Genomic DNA, 18,016 nt, shown 5'->3' with positions numbered 1-18,016 from the left:
TGTCAAAACATGTTTTTACTATAGCATAGTTTATAGCACGACTTCCGCAAAACTTACCTTTTTTAGTTTAGAATAATTCACACACCTGGCATACTGAAAAGATATCTGTTAATCGCGAGCAAATGATCCACGTCGTGTTTTAATTTGAGTATTTCTATGTGCGAAAGATTTTCCACAAAGGTCTGCTCAACCTCTGGTATCTTGAACATACCACCGTGTATGTAAAGCTTACTTGCACCAGTTTTGTTCAGAATACACTTGGTTCTGTTGATCAGTGTTTGCAAATCTTCCTTGAGCACTTTGAGTACCAACGGTGTGATCTTCATCTGACTCGCAAAGGAGGCAATCCTTTCTTTGAAATCTTGCAATCTTTGCAAATCTACCAGATCTTCGATACTCTTCACTTTGTAAAAGCTGAGCAGTTGATCAAAACTCGAATCAAACTCAGCTATGCCGTCTCTGTAATCTAAAGCAGCTCGTATGATCTTGCAAACAACGCTGAAAGCTCCTCCTTCATCATCGAAAAGATGCCCCCAACCGCCCGCACGGTGAATGATCTGAGATCTGTCTATCCCCATCACAACAGATCCTGTGCCAGCTATTGTTACGGCTATTGGTTGCCCCGTGTAGCAAGAGTACAAAATACCCTCCGCGTCGGTGAAAATCTGTAAAATTGAGGTGGGAAAATACTTACTCAGAGTCTCTTTGAGAAGTGCTCTTCTCTGCTGGCTTCCGGCTCCAGAAAACGCAGCCCTCACAACCTCAACATTCCCAGCCCACTCACTGAGGTTTTCTATTGTCTCCTCAAGCAACTCCGGATCAACGGCAGACAAATTCACACCACGGTTCAAAACAACTCTGCGAACTGTGCCATCTTCTTGTGCAACAGTTGCCTTCAAAGATGTACCTCCACCGTCTATTCCCAAGACTCTCACATTCATTCCTCCACTTGTTAGACAACTTATCTTTATGATATTATACCTCATGGGGGTTAGTCATATTGTAATCACATCTCAGGGGAGGTGGTTCTTGTGAAAAGGTGTTTTGTGACACTTTTAATTGTCGGCATCGTTTTTGTAGCTTTCGGAACTGAATTTTTTGTAGAAGACAGCATACTCACACCAGATTCGAAACCATTCCAGGGCGGAACTTTGAGATTGGCTCTTGCTTCAACACCAGAATCATTCTTGCTCTATGGCTCACTCGACTCATCTGCATACACCGTCATCATGGGACCAATGTTTTCAACTCTCGTAGAGATGCACCCAGTGACAAACGAGATCAGACCAGCCTTAGCAAAATCTTGGACAGTCTCGCCAGACGGAAAAGAAGTGACATTCTTCATCAGAGAGGCTTACTGGTCTGATGGAAAACCAATAATTTCAGACGATGTGATCTTCACCTTTGAGTATTTCGTGATGAACAAATATGCACGCGGGAACTCGATCGACAGATTCACCATACCAGATGAAAAAGGTGAAAACAAGATGATTCAGTGGGTGAAGATCGACGACAAAACAGTCAAAGCGTTACTGCCTTCACCGTATGGTCCATTTTTCACCGTTTTGTCACACGTCTACATCTATCCAAAACACAAGCTCGACTCCTTAATAGACAAGAACGACTTGGGATCTGTCAACAAACTGTGGTTGTCCAACACAGACCCAAAAGAGATCGTAGTGAATGGACCATACAAACTTGAGCAAGTGATAACAGACCAGAAGATCGTCTTGGTGAGAAATCCATATTACTGGAAAGTTGACAGATTTGGCAACAGACTTCCATACTTCGACAGAGTTGAGTATCTCATCATCAAAGATGCAGAAGTAAGACTCGCAAAGTTCATGGCAGGAGAGATTGATTTCTTGGCAGTTGCTTCGAAAGACTACCCGATGCTAAAACAGCAAGAGCTAACTGGTAAGGCACCGTTCAAAGTCTATGCAACTCAGCCAAATCAGGCAACACCAAGCCCAATACACATCTCTTTCAATTTCGATGTTGAAGATCCGGAACTGAAAGAGCTCTTTGCAAAACTTGAGTTCAGAGAGGCTATGGAATATGCACTCAACAGAGAAAGGATCATCGACGAAATCTTCGCTGGACTGGCAATACCCGATGCTGGCTTGATGTTACCTTCGAACAAGGCATTCTACAACCCAAAGGTGGAAGAACTTCTCAGACCATACGATTTGAAAAAGGCTAATGAACTACTCGACAAAATCGGTTTGACCAAGAAAGACAAAGAAGGTTACAGAGTGTTCCCAAGCGGAAAAAGAGTGGAGTTCAACCTTCTTGTACAGAGTTCACCACAGGAGTATCAAGACATCGGAGTCATCTTTGCAGAAGATCTGAAGAGACTTGGAGTAAAGGTGAATCTGCAGATACTCGATTCATCCTTGGTTGGTCAGATGTTTGGTGCAGGCAACTTCCAAGCTGGTATAAGAGCCTTTGGTAATCAACCAGACCCGCAGTTGAGAAAGGCAATCTGGCAACCTGGCACGCAGTTGTATTACTGGCACTATTCGACGATGGATAAAACTAAGACACCTCCACAACCAGTCTTTGAAAATATGTTCGAATGGGAAAAACGAATTTGGGAGCTGTTCGAAAAAGGCCAAATCGAGATGGATCCAGTCAAGAGAAAGGCATATTACGACGAATGGCAAGAACTCTACCACATCTACTTACCTGTGATATTCGTCTGCAAGGGAATGAACATTTGGGGCATCAACAACACTCTTGGAAACGCCGGACTTACAGAAGATGGCATGATCGTCTTCACCGTTTGGACTGCTTATAGGAAATAAACAAGGCTTCCCCGCAAGGGGAAGCCTTTCTTGGAGGACTATGAATGTGGTCTTTCATCCTCAGAAGAGTTTTGATAATGATTCCAATGATGTTTGTCATATCGATTGTGTGTTTCGTGATCACCGAACTTCAACCAGGAGATTTTCTTTCTCAGTATCTTGAAAATCCAAGAATCTCACCTGAACAGATCGAAACACTGCGTCGTGAACTTGCCCTCGACAAACCTGCCCATTACAGATATTTCATGTGGATAAAGAACATCATCTTCAAAGGAGATTTTGGTTATTCATTCTCTTATCAAAGACCTGTAGTTGAATTGATCTGGGAAAGACTCGGTTGGACAGTGGCAATCGCTTTGTTCACGATAGGGTTTCAGTGGTTAATAGCTATTCCGATGGGTATATATTCAGCCCTTCATCCGTACACGGTGAGCGATTATACTTTAACTGTTGTGGGATTCATTGGCCTATCCATTCCAGAGTTCTTCATGGCACTCGTGCTAATGTACTTGATACTGAGATTAGGTGGAACGGCAGTTGGGGGACTTTTCTCCCCTCAGTTCATAGGCGCTCCGTGGAGCTGGGCAAAGTTCGTCGATATGCTCAATCATATCTGGTTACCGATAATCGTAGTGGGGATCAGTGGACTTGCTGGATTGATGAGAATCATGCGAGGCAACATGCTTGACATAATTGGTTCTCCGTTTGTGACATCGCTTCGAGCAAGGGGGCTCGAAGAGAAAGTTGTCAGAAAACATGTCATAAAGAACGCCTTGAATCCATTAGTTAGTATAGCGGGCATGGAGTTACCCAATATCTTCAGCGGTACAATCATTGCTTCTATAGTTTTGAATCTTCCGACGATAGGACCATTTTTCTACAATGCACTTCTGAACCACGATCAATACTTGGTGATGACCTTTCTGATGTTCATAGCTTTGATAACACAGATTGGAAACCTTTTGGCAGACATCGCCCTTGCATTACTTGACCCACGCATAAGAATTAGCTGAGGTGAAAACCATGAGCACGGCAAAGAGAGTTTTCTCACAGTTCAAAAAACACAGACTTGGAATCTTGGGCTTTTGGATACTCGTTGTTCTGTACATCACGGTGATCTTTGCTGACTTCGTCGCACCATACAACTATATTGAAAGCCATAGCAAATTCACATATGCACCGATCACCAAGATTCGTCTGATTAACGAAGGCAAACTTCGATCTCCTTTCATCTACGGTTTGAAAAGAACCAGAGATCCTGTGACCTTTGCCATCAAGTACGAAGAAGACAAGACAAAGGTCTATCCCGTAAAACTGTTTGTAAGAGGTGAGAAGTACAGATTCTGGGGATTATTTGAAACCGATCTACATCTCTTTGGGATAGAAGCAAATCCAAACGAAGCGATGATTTTACTCTTCGGCGCCGACAGATTTGGCAGAGATCTGTTTTCGCGAGTGATCATCGGTGGCAGGGTCTCACTCACAGTAGGACTAATAGGCACGCTGATAAGTGTTTTCATAGGTGCAATTATGGGGGCAATCTCTGGTTATTACGGTGGATGGATCGATGTGCTGATACAGAGATTCATAGAATTGCTGCGTTCTTTTCCACGAATACCACTTTGGCTTGCACTTGCTGTGATCCTGCCTCCAAGTTGGCCCAGTACGTGGGTTTACTTCGGAATCGTCATCGTACTTTCGCTTATAGGTTGGATGGGCGTAGCAAGAGTTGTCAGGGGTATGGTGTTGAGTTTGAGAGAAAAAGAGTTCATCTTGGCGGCTAAGGTGGCAGGTGTTAGTGATTTAAAGATAATCACGAAGCATTTGATACCAAACATCATGAGTTATCTGATAGTGGTCAGTACACTCTCTATACCCGGAATGATTTTGGGTGAGAGTGCGATCAGTTTCCTTGGTTTAGGAATAAAAGAACCAATGACAAGCTGGGGATTATTGCTCAAACAGGCTCAGTCTATCTCAACACTCGCAACAAGTCCCTGGCTCTTGATACCAGGTGTCTTCATCATGATCTCTGTACTCGCTTTCAACTTTGTTGGTGATGCACTTAGAGATGCACTCGATCCGTACAGGGTGGTAGAAAAGGTATGAAAGTTTTGGAAGTTGAAGACCTAAAAGTACATTTCAGATCACCTGATGGTTTGGTAAAAGCCGTTGATGGCGTTTCCTTTGATCTCAACGACTCTGAGATTCTTGCTTTGGTCGGAGAATCTGGTTGCGGCAAAACCGTTACCGTTTTGACGATCATGGGACTGGTGAAATCTCCACCTGCGATCGTAGAGGGCAAGATTCTTTACAAAAGTAATGAGCTGACAAAGTTTTCGAAGGAAGAATACAGAAAGATGAGAGGCAGAAAGATATCGATGATCTTCCAAGAGCCGATGTCTTCCTTCGATCCACTGTATACTGTTGGTGAGCAGATGATCGAGGTTGTGAAAACTCACCTTCAATACGATGAAAAAAAGGCAAAAGAACTCTGCATCGAGATGCTAAAAAAAGTTCAGATTCCACTCGCAGAAAAAAGATTCGATGAATATCCACATCAGATGAGTGGTGGAATGCTCCAAAGAATAATGATAGCAATGGCTTTGATAACAAATCCAGATATCTTGATTGCCGATGAACCAACTACCGCTTTGGATGTAACCATTCAAGCACAAGTATTGAACTTGTTCAAAGAGCTTCAACGCAATTACAAAACCTCTGTGATCTTCATCACGCACGATCTTGGTATTGTTGCAGAGATTGCCGAAAGAGTACACGTGATGTATGCTGGAAAAATCGTCGAGCGGGCAGAAGTTGGGAAACTTTTTTCACAGCCAAAACATCCCTACACAAAAGGGCTACTTGAATCACGCGTGAAAAGAGAGTACAAAGGAAAGTTCTTACCGTATATCTCGGGTAACGTACCTCGCCCAACAGATTTTCCAAGTGGTTGTAGATTCCATACCAGATGCCCAAGAGCAATGGAAATATGCAAAAGCAAAGAACCAAAAGAGATTGAAATAGATGGTACAAAAGTTGCATGCTGGCTTTACGGTGAAGGTGAACCAGAATGAAGATCACTCTGAAAAAGGTGAAAAAGTACTTTCCGATAAGATCCGGTGTATTCTTGCAGGTCAGTGGTTGGGTCAGAGCACTCGAAGAGATTGATCTCGAGATAAGGGAAAACGAGACCATAGGTGTTGTTGGCGAATCTGGCTGTGGAAAAACGACTTTGGGTAGAATCATCGCAAAGATACTTCAGCCTACATCTGGAAAGATAGAATTCAACGAAACAGACATCTCAAAAAAACTATCCAAGGAAATTGAAAGAGAATTCAGAAGAAATGTACAGATGATCTTTCAAGATCCGTTTAATTCACTCGATCCAAGAATGACGATCATCGACATCATCAGGGAACCTGTAAGAGCACATGGAATCTTCACATCGAAAAGAGAGGAAGAACGATATATCTATGAACTGCTCGAAAAGGTTGGTTTGCACAAAGATCATTCGGTACGCTATCCACATGAATTCTCAGGAGGTCAAAGGCAGAGAATTGCCATCGCAAGGGCTATATCACTCAAACCAAAATTGATCATCTGCGATGAACCAACTTCGGCACTCGATGTCTCTGTTCAAAGTCAAATCATAAACCTGCTACAGCAATTGAGAGAAGAGTACAAGATGTCTTACTTGTTCATCTCTCACAACCTTGATGTCGTTTACCACATGAGTGACAGACTGATCGTCATGTATTTGGGCAACGTGGTTGAGTCCGGTAATTCACTCGAAGTTTTCAACAACCCACTTCATCCTTACACGAGAGCTCTGATGACTTCAACACCCAGTTGGGATCCAGCGACGAAGAATTTTTCGAAAATCAAGGTTTACGGAGAACCACCAAGCCCAGTCAATCCACCAAAGGGTTGCCCATTTTCAACGAGATGTCCTGTTAAAATTGAAGGGTGCGAAATTGAGAAACCAATACTAACGGGCACTGAAGATCATAAAGTCGCCTGTTTTCTGAGTGAGGTGTAGAGAATGAAAGATACCCGAAAGATCTTCCAAAACGTCGATCGAATCATCGAAGATGGCGTCAACAATATCTATCCTGGTGCAGTTCTTCTGGTCGGGAAAGCAGACGAAGTAATCTACCAAAAAGCTTATGGAACACTGGACTTTGAGAGAAAAACACAACCAGAAACCGTTTATGACCTTGCAAGTCTCACAAAAGTCATCGCCACAACAACTGCAGTGATGAAACTGTTCAGTGAGGGATATCTCCATCTACATGACACAATTGGAAGATTTCTGCAACTGCCGAAACCAAAGAGCGACATAACGATTCTTCAACTTCTCACACACACTTCTGGCATGCAACCCTATTCGGAGTATTGGAAATTCCTAAAAGGTAGGGAACTGCTCGAAGAAATACTCAAGATTCAACCTGTAGGCGAACCTGGGAAAAAAATCGTCTATTCGTGCCTGAACTTTATAACTCTAATGGCAATAGTTGAAAAAATCACCGCAATGCCATTTGACAGATTTGTCTATTCAATCTTTGAGCCACTCGGTATGAAAGATACCAAGTTTTCACCGGGTGCAAACGAAAGAATTGCCCCAACCTCAATTCGTGATGGTAAGAGATTAATCGGCTTGCCAGATGACGAACTCGCCTACTACTTAGGTGGAGTCAGCGGCAATGCTGGACTTTTCTCCAATGTGGTTGATCTTCACAAATTCATGGCATCACTGCTTAAAGGAGAGATCGTTCCGTTGAACATAGTCAAATTGTTCACGCAGAAGATAGTTGAAGCCGACGGCAAAAGACATCTTGGATGGATGTGCCCTGCAAGTGGTACGAGCAGTGGGGATATGCTTTCTGAAAAAGGATTTGGTCACAGTGGTTTCACCGGCACAACCGTTTGGTGCAGGGAGGACGGCTTGCACGTGATTCTTTTGACCAACAAAGGATTCATCAAAAGACACGAAGAAGAGATCATGAGAGTGAGGGCGTTGGTGCACAACGTCGTCTTTGGAGGGATAGAATGCTCTGGAACAATTTTGTAGAGCTACTCAACAAAAAAGAACGAAGACTGATAGGCTTGATGTCTGGTACAAGCGCTGATGGATTGGACGTAGCTCTTATTACCATATCTGGATCGGGTCGACAGACAACCTTCAAACTGCTCGACTTTAGAAGTATCGATTACCCGGAAGAGTTCAAAAAACAAATAATCAAGACCTACAACCCTGAGAGTTCTACAGTCAAAGACGTAACACTGATGAACTTCGAAATAGCCAGAATGCACGCTAACATGTTGAAAAAGCTAAGCTACACAGCCGATGCAATAGGCTATCATGGACAGACAGTCTATCACATGCCTCAGGATGGAGCCACACTTCAGATAGGCGAAGCAGACCTGTTGGCTGTAGAACTCAATATGCCTGTCATTCACTCATTTAGAACAAAAGACGTCGCATTGGGCGGTGAAGGCGCACCAATCACCGCCTATTTCGATTGGGTGTTTTTCAGAAAACCACACACTGCAGTGTTAAACATAGGAGGAATAGCAAATGTCACTTACATAAACGACACAGTCTTAGCCTTCGATACAGGACCAGGAAACTGCTTGATAGATCTCTATGTAAAAGAAAGCTTTCAGATGGAATACGACAAAGAAGGCAAACTTGCAAGTCAAGGAACCATTGATAAAGGTCTGCTGAAAGAACTCCTCAAAAGGGACGAAGGTTACATGAATAAAAAACCTCCAAAAACTACTGGTAGGGAATGGTATAACAATCAGTTCTTACAAGGCTTGCCAAAGAGAAATCTCAACGTCCTCAGAACATTGACTTATTTCACAGCCTTGTGTGTGCATGAAAACATGAAGAGATATCTTCCAAAGGTCGAAATGATCTATGTCTTTGGTGGAGGTGCGTTCAACAAAACCTTGATCGAAGATCTCAAATCTTTTGGCTACAAGATCTTAATACCAGAAAGAACCTTTGCAAAGGCAAGAGAAGCGATATCCATGGCACTACTCGCCAATGAATTTCTCAACGGCGTGGCTTCGAACATACCATCTGTCACAGGAGCCAAGAGGTATGCCGTTCTGGGAAAACTTTCATTACCTTGGTGAATTTCTCTGATAGATCTACGAAAAAAATGCTTTTCAACGTTCAGCAGGTATTTGCACGAAATCTAAGGCAACCTAATGAGCTGCTAAGAATCCGTCCTCTTTAGGGGGTTGAGAGTGTCAAGGTCGCTTCTATATTTGACTATGAAAAGTACATCAATGAGTTGAAGATTTCAGAAAAGAGGTGATTCAACGAAAAGTGAGAATAGCCATTTTCAATCACTATGCGAGTATCCCAGAGTTTGGTAGCAGTGAAACTCGTCACTTTGAGTTTGCAAAGAGATTCGTCAAAGATGGTCATTCTGTCGATATCTATGTTGGTGATTATTCACACTTGAACAGCAGTAAATGGAGTATTAAGTTCAACCATGCCTTTGAAAAAGATGGCGTGAGATTTTTTGTGATAAAGACTCGTCCATATCGCGGTAATGGTTTGGATAGATTTCTTGCAAGCTATGATTATTTCAGGAATGGTAAGAGGTTAATCGCGAAGCAAGATTACGATTTCGTAGTTGCTTCTTCTCCTCATCCATTTGCTTGGTCTCTCGGGTGGTGGTATTCAAGAAAAAAACCATCTGCAAAGTTTTTCATAGAGATACGCGATGTTTGGCCCGATGATTTGATCAGTCTTGGAACTATCAAACCTTTCCATCCGGTTGCCAAGCTTTTCGATTTCATGTGCAAGACTTACTATTCAAAGGTAGTGGGAATGATAACTTTGATGCCAGATCTGTCACATCACTTTGAACGTATTGGTGTAAAGCCAAAGCGAGTTGCTTACATACCAAACGGCACTGAAATTGAGAGTTTTGTAAATCCAGCACCGTGCACAAAGGTTGATGAGATCTTCAACACACTGCCCAGTAAGAAAATTGTAGTCTATGCAGGCTCAATCGTGCCTCACAAGGGTATTAGAGAGTTCTTGGAATTGCTCAACGAGGTAGATGAGTCGCTTCGAAACAACTTTGTCTTTCTTTTCATCGGACCCTCTCAGAGAGATTATCTCAGTCACGTGAAAGCAATAGCACCAAAGGGTGTTTTCTTCTATGAACCTATACCAAAGTCTTGTATACCTTATCTGTTCAAGAAAGCCGATCTTTTGTTGTTCACTTTAAGTCAGACAGGTATGAAAGATCCTGCGGTGAGTTCTTATAAGGTTTTGGATTACATGGCAAGTGCAAAACCTGTTTTGAGCGTAGATGTTGAGAGTCTTGCTTTCAAACAAACAGAAGGTGCTATCTTTTACAAAAACGATTCTGCAGAGACTCTTCAGTCTGCACTAAGGAAAATTCTAAGCGCGGACATCGCCACGTTAGGTGATAAGAACAGAGAATTCGTTTTGGAGAGATCTTGGAACAGACTCTATGAAAAGTTCAAATCTTTCCTAATGCAATGATTATTGAAGATCTGTAGGATTATCAAAAGTCACATGAAGTTGTGGCAGATAAAAAAACATGATATGGTTGGAATCACCAAAAACGAGAAATGATTGTCATTGAGAGATAGTTTGAGTTGTCTGGCAGAGATTTCAGAAACATGATCATTGAATGCAAAGATGATTTTGCTCTTAGGTAGTTCACAAATTCGCGTGTTGTTGTATAATATGAACTTGGAGGCGTGTCCGAATTGGCTAAGGAGCCGGTCTTGAAAATCGGTGGTGGTGAAGCCACCTTGTGGGTTCGAGTCCCACCGCCTCCGCCACTTTCATCCTACCATGGGAGGTCTTAGAATGCCACTTGTCAGCAGTAAAGAGATGTTCAAGAAGGCTTATGGCAAATACGCTATTGGTGCGTTCAATGTGAATAACATGGAGATCCTACAAGGTGTGATCGAGGCAGCAAAGGAAGAAAGAGCACCTTTAATTCTTCAGATATCTGCAGGTGCTCGCAAGTACGCTAAACAAGTCTACCTCATGAAATTAATCGAAGCCGCAACACAAGATGCACCAGAGATCCCAATATGTGTCCACTTAGACCATGGAGATTCCTTTGAACTGTGTAAGGCGGTCATCGACGGTGGTTTTACTTCTGTAATGATCGATGGTTCTCATCTGCCATTCGAGGAAAACGTGAAACTGACAAAGCAAGTCGTTGACTACGCACATCCAAGAGGAGTTGTCGTAGAAGGAGAGCTTGGAAGATTAGTCGGCGTAGAAGAACACGTTGTCGTGAGTGAAAAAGAGGCAAGTTATACAGACCCAGATAAAGCTGTGGAATTTGTCGAAAGAACTGGTGTAGATTCACTGGCAATTGCTATAGGTACAAGCCATGGTGCTTACAAGTTCAAAGGTGAACCCAAGCTCGATTTCGATAGACTGTCAGAGATAGCCAGGAGACTGCCAGGTTTTCCACTTGTTCTGCATGGGGCATCCAGCGTCTTGCAGGACTTTGTAGAAAAGGCAAACAAGTACGGTGGAAAGCTTTCAGGCGCACAAGGTGTTCCAGAAGAGATGATTCGCAAGGCGACAACCATGGGAATATGCAAAGTGAACATCGACACCGACCTAAGACTTGCAATGACTGCAACGATAAGAGAGATATTCGCCCTTCATCCGGAAGAGTTTGACCCAAGAAAGTACCTTGGACCAGCAAGAGAAGCGATTAAAGAGTTAGTAAAGCACAAAATGAGAGCAGTGCTCGGTTGCAGTGGCCAGGCTTAATCAAGCCTGGCTGCATCGCTCCACAGCCCTTCCAAATCGTAGAACTCTCTCGCGTGTGCTGTGAAGATGTGCACCACGATCTCGCCTGCATCAACCAGGAGCCAGTCATAACCAATGCCTTTGTCAAAATAGACCAAAGGGTGTGAGTTTTGCACAAAAAATTCAACTATTGCATCTCTGAGCGTACCCATATGAGTTTGTGAGTTGGCTGTCGCTATGACGAAGTACTCAGTCGGCAATGGTGTCTTTGTCATGTCGAGTACAACAGGCTGTATTGCTTCTTTTTCGTTCATCAATTCCAACAACTTTTTAAGTAATTCCACAGCATCACTCCACAGTTACGCTTTTTGCAAGATTTCTTGGTTTATCGGGATCTAGTCCCAAATTATCTGCAACAAAGTAAGCGAATAGTTGAATAACTGGTGTCATCAAAATCGGATAGAGCTCTTCAGCCGTCGTGTTAACAAAGATCACATCGTCTACGACCTCTTCGATCTCGTGATTTGCGTCGTTTGTGATAGCCACAATCTTCGCATTCCTAGATTTGCATTCTATGATATTACTTTTCATCTTCATCACGAGTGAATCGCCCGGAGCAATCGCAAAGACTGGAAACTCTGGTCCGAGCATTGCAATTGGACCGTGTTTTAATTCACCAGCAGGGTACGCAGTTGCATGAATATAGCTGATCTCTTTCAACTTCAAAGCACCTTCTAACGCAGTGGGATATCCATAGCCTCTACCGATGTACATGAAGTGTCTGTAATTCTTGTACTTCCGTGCGATAGATTCAACCACTTCTGATCTTTTCAAGACATTCTCGAAGACCTCTGGCAATCTCAGAATCTTGTCGAGCAACTCATTGCTCTTCTCATTCCAGTTACCCCTCAGCTCTACGATCTTCAACCCCAAAAGATATAACAAAATCAACTGAGAAAGGTATGATTTTGTAGCTGCTACACTGATCTCTGGCCCCGCGTTTAGATACAGCACACAGTCTGATTCGCGTGTGATCGTGGAGCCAACGACATTGGTCAGCGAAAGAATTTTCGCACCACATCTTGATGCTAATCTAATAGACTCAAGAGTATCAGCAGTTTCACCAGATTGTGAGACAGCGACCAAAATTTCACCTGGTTTTATATGTGGTTTTCTATAACGAAACTCAGAGGAGACATCCACATCGACAGTTAGATCAGAGTTGTTCTCAACGAAGTGCTTGAAAACGAGCGCCGAGTGATAACTTGTACCACAGGCAACAACTTTGAGCGTCTGTGAGTCTTTCAAGACACCTTCAAGTTGTGAGATCTCTTCTAAAATGACCTTACCTGAACTAACTCTCCCGGCAAGGACCGAGACTATGCACTGTGGTTCTTCGTTTATCTCTTTGAGCATGAAATACTTGTACCCAGATTTTTGTGCACTCTCGTACGACCAATTTATTGTGTTGTACGATTTTGTGCGTTCAAGTCCATCTATACCAAAAACCTTCACTTCGTTTCTTTTCAGCAATGCTACTTCTCCATCTTCAAGAAAGATGACATCTCTGGTATATCGGAGCAGAGGAGTGAGATCTGAGGCAAGAACGGTGCAGCAATCACCTTTTCCAACCACTAAAGGACTTCCCTTTCTTGCAGCAACGATGACACCTGGGTGATCTGCATGTACTACGGCTATCGCATAACTACCTTCAAGTCTCAAGAGGGCTTTTCTCACGGCTTCCAACAACTCTCCGTTGTAGTACTCTTCAATCAGGTGAGGAATGACCTCGGTGTCTGTGTCTGAGACAAAGTTATGGCCGATCTCCTTCAGTCTTGCTTTGAGCTGTCGGAAATTCTCGATGATGCCGTTGTGAACCACAGAGATTTTCGAAGAACAATCCAAGTGAGGGTGTGCGTTTACATCGTTTGGTTCTCCGTGAGTAGCCCAGCGCGTGTGGGCGATACCTGTACTGGTTAACTCAGACAACGACGCTGCTAAGCTTTCCCTCAGCATCCCCACTTTCCCTTTATTCTTATAGACTTTGACTGAACCATCTTTCAGAAAGGCAACTCCGGCAGAGTCATAACCACGGTACTCGAGTTTTTCAAGTGCCTCGATGAGCTCAAGCACTTGAAATTCATCAGCCACCAACCCCACGATTCCGCACACGCTCTATCTCACCTCTGATAGATTCTACAAGCTTCATTTGAACTCCACGATATGCCACCTGCAAGGCGTTGTTTATCGCAAATCTGTCTGAAGAACCGTGTGCTTTCACAACAACTCCGTTCACGCCTAAGATAAAACCCCCGCCATAAGTTCTCGGGTCAAGTGTCTTTTTCAGTGAGGAGAAAACCTTTTTCATCAAGAGCGCACCGAGTTTTTGAAAGAGACCAGCACCTTCGACTTGAGATTTCAAAGTCTGCAGTATCATCTTAGCTGTGCCTTCCATTGTTTTCATTGCAACATTTCCAGAAAAACCATCTGCAACCACGACATCCGCTTTGCCGAGATTTATGTCGTGGCCTTCGACGTTCCCAATGAAATACTCCGCGAAATTCTCTTTTAAAAGTTGGTAAGCTTCTTTTGTTGTTTCATCACCTTTTGATTCTTCTTCGCCAACATTCAGTAAGCCAACCCTTGGACTGTCTCGTCCCAGTACGCGAATGAATGACAAACCCATAGCAGCGAAGTCCAAAAGATGTTCTGCTCGCACGTGAACATTGGCACCTGCATCTATTAGAATTGTGAAACCATTTGTGGAGGGTACGGGGACAGCAAGAGCCGGTCTTTCAACTGAATCGATCCTACCGAGAACAAAGGTGGCGCCAGCCAGCAATGCACCAGTGTTGCCAGCACTCACGAAGGCATCGACAACACTATCTTTCAGAAGTTTCAAACCCACATACATCGAAGAATTCTTTCTACGAAGAATTTCGGTGGGTTTCACATCCATCGGTAGGTAATCGTCTACTTCGATCTTTTCATAGCCTTCTATTTCATCAAGGGCATCTTTGGTACCTATTAAGTAAAGCTTGCAATCACTTAGGGAAGATAACTTGGCACCCTCCAAGATCTCGGTGGGTGCCTTATCTCCTCCCATCAAATCAAGGGCGACACTTATCATTGCCTCACTCTGCTACTTCCAAAACTTGCCTGCCGTTGTAGTAACCACAGTGCAGGCACACTCTGTGTGGCAACTTTGGCTGACCACAGTTAGGACACTTGCTCATCGGAACAGATATCGCTCTGTAAATCTTTGCGCGTTTTGCATGCGTTCTCGACCTCGTGCGTTTGTATTTTGGTACCGCCATCTATTAACCCTCCTTACCTGGATTTTCTTTTAGCGACAGCAACTTGCTAAACCGTGGATCTGAAATCTTCTCCGTACAGGAATGATCAGCGTTTTCGTTTAAATCAGTTCCACAGTACGGACAAAGACCTTTGCAATCAGGCTTACAGAGAACCTTCATTGGAACGTCCACAACGATTGCCTCAAGTATTCTCTCAGAAAGATCTATTTTGTCCGATGAGTAGTATATCACGTTTCTCAGGGACTGTAACTCCTCTTCCTTTTCTTTTGGAATATTGCTTTCAGGTTTGTAAAGAGCCTCTATTGTGCCGTTTATTGGCAGTTTAACTGGCTTTAAACACCTATCACAAGGGTGCTCCAAGACGGTCTTGACATAACCTCCTACTGCTATTCCATCCTTCGTGATAACCGCAACGATCTTCACCTTTATGGGTTCAAGAACCTTGCACTTAGCGCCTGGCAGATCGATCGTTTCTGCGTCATATATGCCCTGTAGGAATACCCTCCGTTCTTTGGTAACTTTTTCAACTTCGATTGTCCAGTTCAAGAGATCACCTCAAGTTCCTTATATATAATCTGAGTAAGGAGGTGGATTTTTGCAAAAGCTCCTAATAACTCTTCTTATAGGCATTGCGTGTTTCATTCTTGCCGATCCACTTTTCTTTTTCATAGATCCAAAAACTCATGTTTCCATAGAATTGTACAACAACCAGTTCAAGTTGTCCATTCTTCAACCATTTGTTTACAGTTCTGTACCAATAGACCCCCTGTTGTCACCAGACAAGCGAGAAACAATGAAGGGTTTGATGAGTGTTGAGTCAAGCTTTTTTCTGCACGCCTTTTCGAAAACAGGTGCGATGGGTCTAACGCAACTGATGCCTTCAACAGCAAGAAAGCTTAATGTTTTGAATCCTTTCAACCTCTTCTGGTCAATAGATGGTGCACAAAGATATCTGACAAAACTTGAAAACAGGTTTGGCAATCTTGAATACGCATTAGCTGCTTATTATGAAGGACCTTCGAAAGTTGCCTCTCGTGGTGTAAGCACTGAAGGATCCAGATATGCAAACAGAGTCTTAGCTGAGTCAAGACGATTGAAAGATCAAAATGTTCTGATAAAAGACGTACTCTACATAAAGCCATACATTGGCGTTGGTGAGAGTTTCTCAATAGGTACTGAACTTATCTTGTCAGTACTCGGGATTTTCGATGTTGAAGCCGGTCTGGATTTTACCAACAGCTGTTCACATTTTGTGTACATGCGGCCAAATATCTCTGATTCTCTGGGATTGATAATTGGAGAAAGAGATCTGGACTTCACATTGGGGCTTGCCTATAGAAAGTTGCCAAATTTTGGTGTACAATTCTTGTTAAGCTCGAATGATTTTGACCTGTCCATGATGCTCAAAGTATGGCAGATCTACTTCACCGCAGGCATTTCACCCAAAGGTTTGCGCTTTGGAGTGGTAAAATAGTAACGTCCGAGGAGTGGTAAGTTTGGACTTCTTGAAAAAAATCTGGGGATACATCAAGGGCCTCTACGAGAAGTACAAAGGTCTACCAACTCCCAGTAAGGTACTCTTCATGGGTATCTTTGTAGCGATAATTACCGTCAGTATTGTTATGATATCCATCTTTGCTGCTCCAAGATATGTCCTTCTTGTAAGTGGCTTAACCGATGAGCAATCAGGGTATCTGATTCAACAGCTCCAGACGATGGGCGTGCAATACAAGGTAGAACCAGGAAGAATTCTTATCTCTGATAAGTACAACGTCTACGAACTAAGGATGAGACTCGCTTCAATGGGTGTAATAGGTGCAACGACAAAGGGTTTTGAAATACTCGACCAACAGAGTTTTGGTGCCACGAGTTTCGACAGGCAGGTCAGATACCAGGTAGCCTTGCAAGGTGAACTTGAAAGAAGCATCATGACCATAAGCGGTGTAAAGTCTGCACGTGTTCATCTCACACTCCCAAAGTACACATATTACGTTCGCGGTGAAATGGCTGAACCGAGGGCATCAGTTTTGGTCGTTCTGCAACCCGGACAAGATCTGACACAAAACCAAGTAAAAGGAATCATGGAGTTGGTGGCTGGAGCCGTCGAGGGAATGAAACTCGAGAATGTCAAAGTGATCGACCAGATGTCAAGGGTTTTGAGCGATAAAGTGACCGCATCTACTGACATGCTTTTGGCTTCAAACAGGACTGAGTTGAAGATGAACTTAGAGGCTTATTATGGCAAGAAGATCAAACAAACGCTCGAAGCAGTTTTTGGTCCCAGTAGAGTCGAAGTGATTCCAGACATCAAGTTGAACTGGGAGAAGATAGAGAAACAGTCTACTACTTATGAACCAGTCACAAGACAGGGTGGAATCGTCAGAAGTCAGGAACAAGAAGCTGAGAAAAGTACAAACCAACCACCTACAGGCGGAGCAGTTGGTACAGATTCAAATATACCACCGACTTATCCCAGTACCACGGGCCAGGGCACATCGACCTACGAAAAAACACATACTATAACAAACTATGAGATCAACACCATCGTCGAAAACGTCGTTCAAAACAAAGAAGGCGAGATTGAGGGTTTGAGTCTGTCAGTGATAATCGATGCATCTTCATCGGTATTTCAGAAATTCGATGAAAATGAAAGATTGAAATGGGCGAGCATTGTTTCAGATTTAGTCGGTAAGGGTATAGGTGCGAATTCGAGTGATCCCAAACTCTCGGTTTCAGTGGCATTTTTACCTTTCGACAGATCTCTTGAACAAGAATATCAGAGAAGTCTGGTAGAGATCGAGAAGAAGAGACGCTTCACCATGATGGTTTTGGGCTTGAGCTTACTGTTCATACTTGGATTTCTCTTGATATATTTGATGATCGTGCAGCTTAGAAGAATCAAAGGCAGAAAGTTGGTAGAACAACGGAGATTGAGGATGGAAGAAGAACTGAAGAAAGTGCTGGAAGAAGAAAAGGTCAAAGAAGCACCTCTCACACCAGAGCAGCAGGCATTGCTTCAACTGAAAGAAGACCTCGAGAAGATGTACAGAGAATCCCCAGAAGAGGTTGCCAACATAATAAAGCTCTGGTTAGTGGAAAGAGGGATATGA

The 18,016-nt window shown here is 43.3% G+C and carries 17 protein-coding genes and 1 tRNA gene; 12 read left to right on the top strand and 6 right to left on the bottom strand.

Going from position 1 to position 18,016, the window contains the following annotated elements:
- Positions 1-77: 77 nt before the first annotated feature.
- The gene (locus ACSFC1_RS01805) at positions 78-935 is read right to left on the bottom strand and encodes a BadF/BadG/BcrA/BcrD ATPase family protein (RefSeq protein WP_435564421.1); all 858 of its coding nucleotides are present in this window, start codon (positions 933-935) and stop codon (positions 78-80) included.
- Positions 936-1,031: 96 nt separating this feature from the next.
- Here ACSFC1_RS01805 and ACSFC1_RS01800 point away from each other — a divergent pair, with 96 nt between their 5' ends.
- The 10 genes from ACSFC1_RS01800 (at position 1,032) to fba (ending at position 11,610) form a co-directional block, all read left to right on the top strand.
- The gene (locus ACSFC1_RS01800) at positions 1,032-2,807 is read left to right on the top strand and encodes an ABC transporter substrate-binding protein (protein ID WP_435564420.1); all 1,776 of its coding nucleotides are present in this window, start codon (positions 1,032-1,034) and stop codon (positions 2,805-2,807) included.
- A 44-nt stretch (positions 2,808-2,851) separates the two neighbouring features.
- A complete protein-coding gene (locus tag ACSFC1_RS01795) occupies positions 2,852-3,820 on the top strand; it encodes an ABC transporter permease (protein WP_435564419.1) in 969 nt (322 codons plus the stop codon).
- A 10-nt stretch (positions 3,821-3,830) separates the two neighbouring features.
- Positions 3,831-4,916 (top strand): ABC transporter permease, encoded by a 1,086-nt coding sequence (locus ACSFC1_RS01790; RefSeq protein WP_435564418.1) that lies wholly within the window; start codon positions 3,831-3,833, stop codon positions 4,914-4,916.
- On the top strand, positions 4,913-5,884 hold the full coding sequence (locus ACSFC1_RS01785) for an ABC transporter ATP-binding protein (protein WP_435564417.1): 972 nt from the start codon (positions 4,913-4,915) through the stop codon (positions 5,882-5,884). The genes ACSFC1_RS01790 and ACSFC1_RS01785 overlap by 4 nt, the downstream gene beginning before the upstream one ends.
- Positions 5,881-6,849 (top strand): ABC transporter ATP-binding protein, encoded by a 969-nt coding sequence (locus ACSFC1_RS01780; protein WP_435564416.1) that lies wholly within the window; start codon positions 5,881-5,883, stop codon positions 6,847-6,849. Before ACSFC1_RS01785 ends, ACSFC1_RS01780 begins: the two co-directional genes overlap by 4 nt.
- A 3-nt stretch (positions 6,850-6,852) precedes the next feature.
- A complete protein-coding gene (locus ACSFC1_RS01775; protein ID WP_435564415.1) occupies positions 6,853-7,881 on the top strand; it encodes a serine hydrolase domain-containing protein in 1,029 nt (342 codons plus the stop codon).
- Positions 7,860-8,954, top strand: coding sequence for an anhydro-N-acetylmuramic acid kinase (locus ACSFC1_RS01770; RefSeq protein WP_435564414.1), 1,095 nt, complete (start codon positions 7,860-7,862; stop codon positions 8,952-8,954). The genes ACSFC1_RS01775 and ACSFC1_RS01770 overlap by 22 nt, the downstream gene beginning before the upstream one ends.
- A gap of 196 nt (positions 8,955-9,150) precedes the next feature.
- Positions 9,151-10,347, top strand: coding sequence for a glycosyltransferase family 4 protein (locus tag ACSFC1_RS01765; RefSeq protein WP_435564413.1), 1,197 nt, complete (start codon positions 9,151-9,153; stop codon positions 10,345-10,347).
- 215 nt (positions 10,348-10,562) lie between these two features.
- A tRNA-Ser gene (locus ACSFC1_RS01760) sits at positions 10,563-10,652 on the top strand.
- 28 nt (positions 10,653-10,680) lie between these two features.
- Positions 10,681-11,610, top strand: a complete 930-nt coding sequence (gene fba, locus ACSFC1_RS01755; protein WP_435564412.1) for a class II fructose-1,6-bisphosphate aldolase — start codon at positions 10,681-10,683, stop codon at positions 11,608-11,610.
- Here the strand turns inward: fba and rsfS are convergent.
- From rsfS to ACSFC1_RS01730, 5 genes are read right to left on the bottom strand one after another with little or no spacing between them, the layout of a single operon-like run.
- The gene (rsfS, locus tag ACSFC1_RS01750; RefSeq protein WP_435565964.1) at positions 11,607-11,903 is read right to left on the bottom strand and encodes a ribosome silencing factor; all 297 of its coding nucleotides are present in this window, start codon (positions 11,901-11,903) and stop codon (positions 11,607-11,609) included. The genes fba and rsfS overlap by 4 nt on opposite strands.
- A gap of 34 nt (positions 11,904-11,937) precedes the next feature.
- Positions 11,938-13,761, bottom strand: coding sequence for a glutamine--fructose-6-phosphate transaminase (isomerizing) (gene glmS / locus ACSFC1_RS01745; RefSeq protein WP_435564411.1), 1,824 nt, complete (start codon positions 13,759-13,761; stop codon positions 11,938-11,940).
- On the bottom strand, positions 13,733-14,719 hold the full coding sequence (plsX, locus tag ACSFC1_RS01740) for a phosphate acyltransferase PlsX (RefSeq protein ID WP_435564410.1): 987 nt from the start codon (positions 14,717-14,719) through the stop codon (positions 13,733-13,735). The genes glmS and plsX overlap by 29 nt, the downstream gene beginning before the upstream one ends.
- A gap of 4 nt (positions 14,720-14,723) precedes the next feature.
- A complete protein-coding gene (rpmF, locus tag ACSFC1_RS01735) occupies positions 14,724-14,906 on the bottom strand; it encodes a 50S ribosomal protein L32 (protein WP_435564409.1) in 183 nt (60 codons plus the stop codon).
- Positions 14,907-14,909: 3 nt separating this feature from the next.
- Complete coding sequence (locus ACSFC1_RS01730; protein WP_435564408.1) at positions 14,910-15,452, bottom strand: YceD family protein; 543 nt, start codon at positions 15,450-15,452, stop codon at positions 14,910-14,912.
- A gap of 49 nt (positions 15,453-15,501) precedes the next feature.
- Here ACSFC1_RS01730 and ACSFC1_RS01725 point away from each other — a divergent pair, with 49 nt between their 5' ends.
- Together ACSFC1_RS01725 and fliF are read left to right on the top strand one after the other, a co-directional pair.
- Entirely contained in the window at positions 15,502-16,380 is an 879-nt protein-coding gene (locus tag ACSFC1_RS01725) for a lytic transglycosylase domain-containing protein (RefSeq protein WP_435564407.1), read from the top strand.
- A gap of 22 nt (positions 16,381-16,402) precedes the next feature.
- Positions 16,403-18,016 carry a flagellar basal-body MS-ring/collar protein FliF gene (gene fliF / locus ACSFC1_RS01720; RefSeq protein WP_435564406.1) on the top strand — a complete coding sequence of 538 codons (1,614 nt, stop codon included), beginning with the start codon at positions 16,403-16,405 and terminating at the stop codon, positions 18,014-18,016.

The organism is Pseudothermotoga sp. U03pept, from assembly GCF_051235805.1.
Lineage (GTDB): Bacteria > Thermotogota > Thermotogae > Thermotogales > DSM-5069 > Pseudothermotoga_B.
Note: the sequence above shows the minus strand (reverse complement) of the source record. Positions and strands in the feature narration are given on the sequence as shown.

What these genes read in the sequence shown, in the direction of transcription:
- ACSFC1_RS01795 (WP_435564419.1), top strand. Translation starts at nt 2,852, where the DNA reads ATGTGGTCTTTCATCCTCAGAAGAGTTTTGATAATGATTCCAATGATG.
- ACSFC1_RS01790 (WP_435564418.1), top strand. Translation starts at nt 3,831, where the DNA reads ATGAGCACGGCAAAGAGAGTTTTCTCACAGTTCAAAAAACACAGACTT.
- ACSFC1_RS01785 (WP_435564417.1), top strand. Translation starts at nt 4,913, where the DNA reads ATGAAAGTTTTGGAAGTTGAAGACCTAAAAGTACATTTCAGATCACCT.
- ACSFC1_RS01780 (WP_435564416.1), top strand. Translation starts at nt 5,881, where the DNA reads ATGAAGATCACTCTGAAAAAGGTGAAAAAGTACTTTCCGATAAGATCC.
- ACSFC1_RS01775 (WP_435564415.1), top strand. Translation starts at nt 6,853, where the DNA reads ATGAAAGATACCCGAAAGATCTTCCAAAACGTCGATCGAATCATCGAA.
- ACSFC1_RS01770 (WP_435564414.1), top strand. Translation starts at nt 7,860, where the DNA reads ATGCTCTGGAACAATTTTGTAGAGCTACTCAACAAAAAAGAACGAAGA.
- fba (WP_435564412.1), top strand. Translation starts at nt 10,681, where the DNA reads ATGCCACTTGTCAGCAGTAAAGAGATGTTCAAGAAGGCTTATGGCAAA.
- rsfS (WP_435565964.1), bottom strand. Translation starts at nt 11,903, where the DNA reads ATGAACGAAAAAGAAGCAATACAGCCTGTTGTACTCGACATGACAAAG.
- plsX (WP_435564410.1), bottom strand. Translation starts at nt 14,719, where the DNA reads ATGATAAGTGTCGCCCTTGATTTGATGGGAGGAGATAAGGCACCCACC.
- rpmF (WP_435564409.1), bottom strand. Translation starts at nt 14,906, where the DNA reads ATGGCGGTACCAAAATACAAACGCACGAGGTCGAGAACGCATGCAAAA.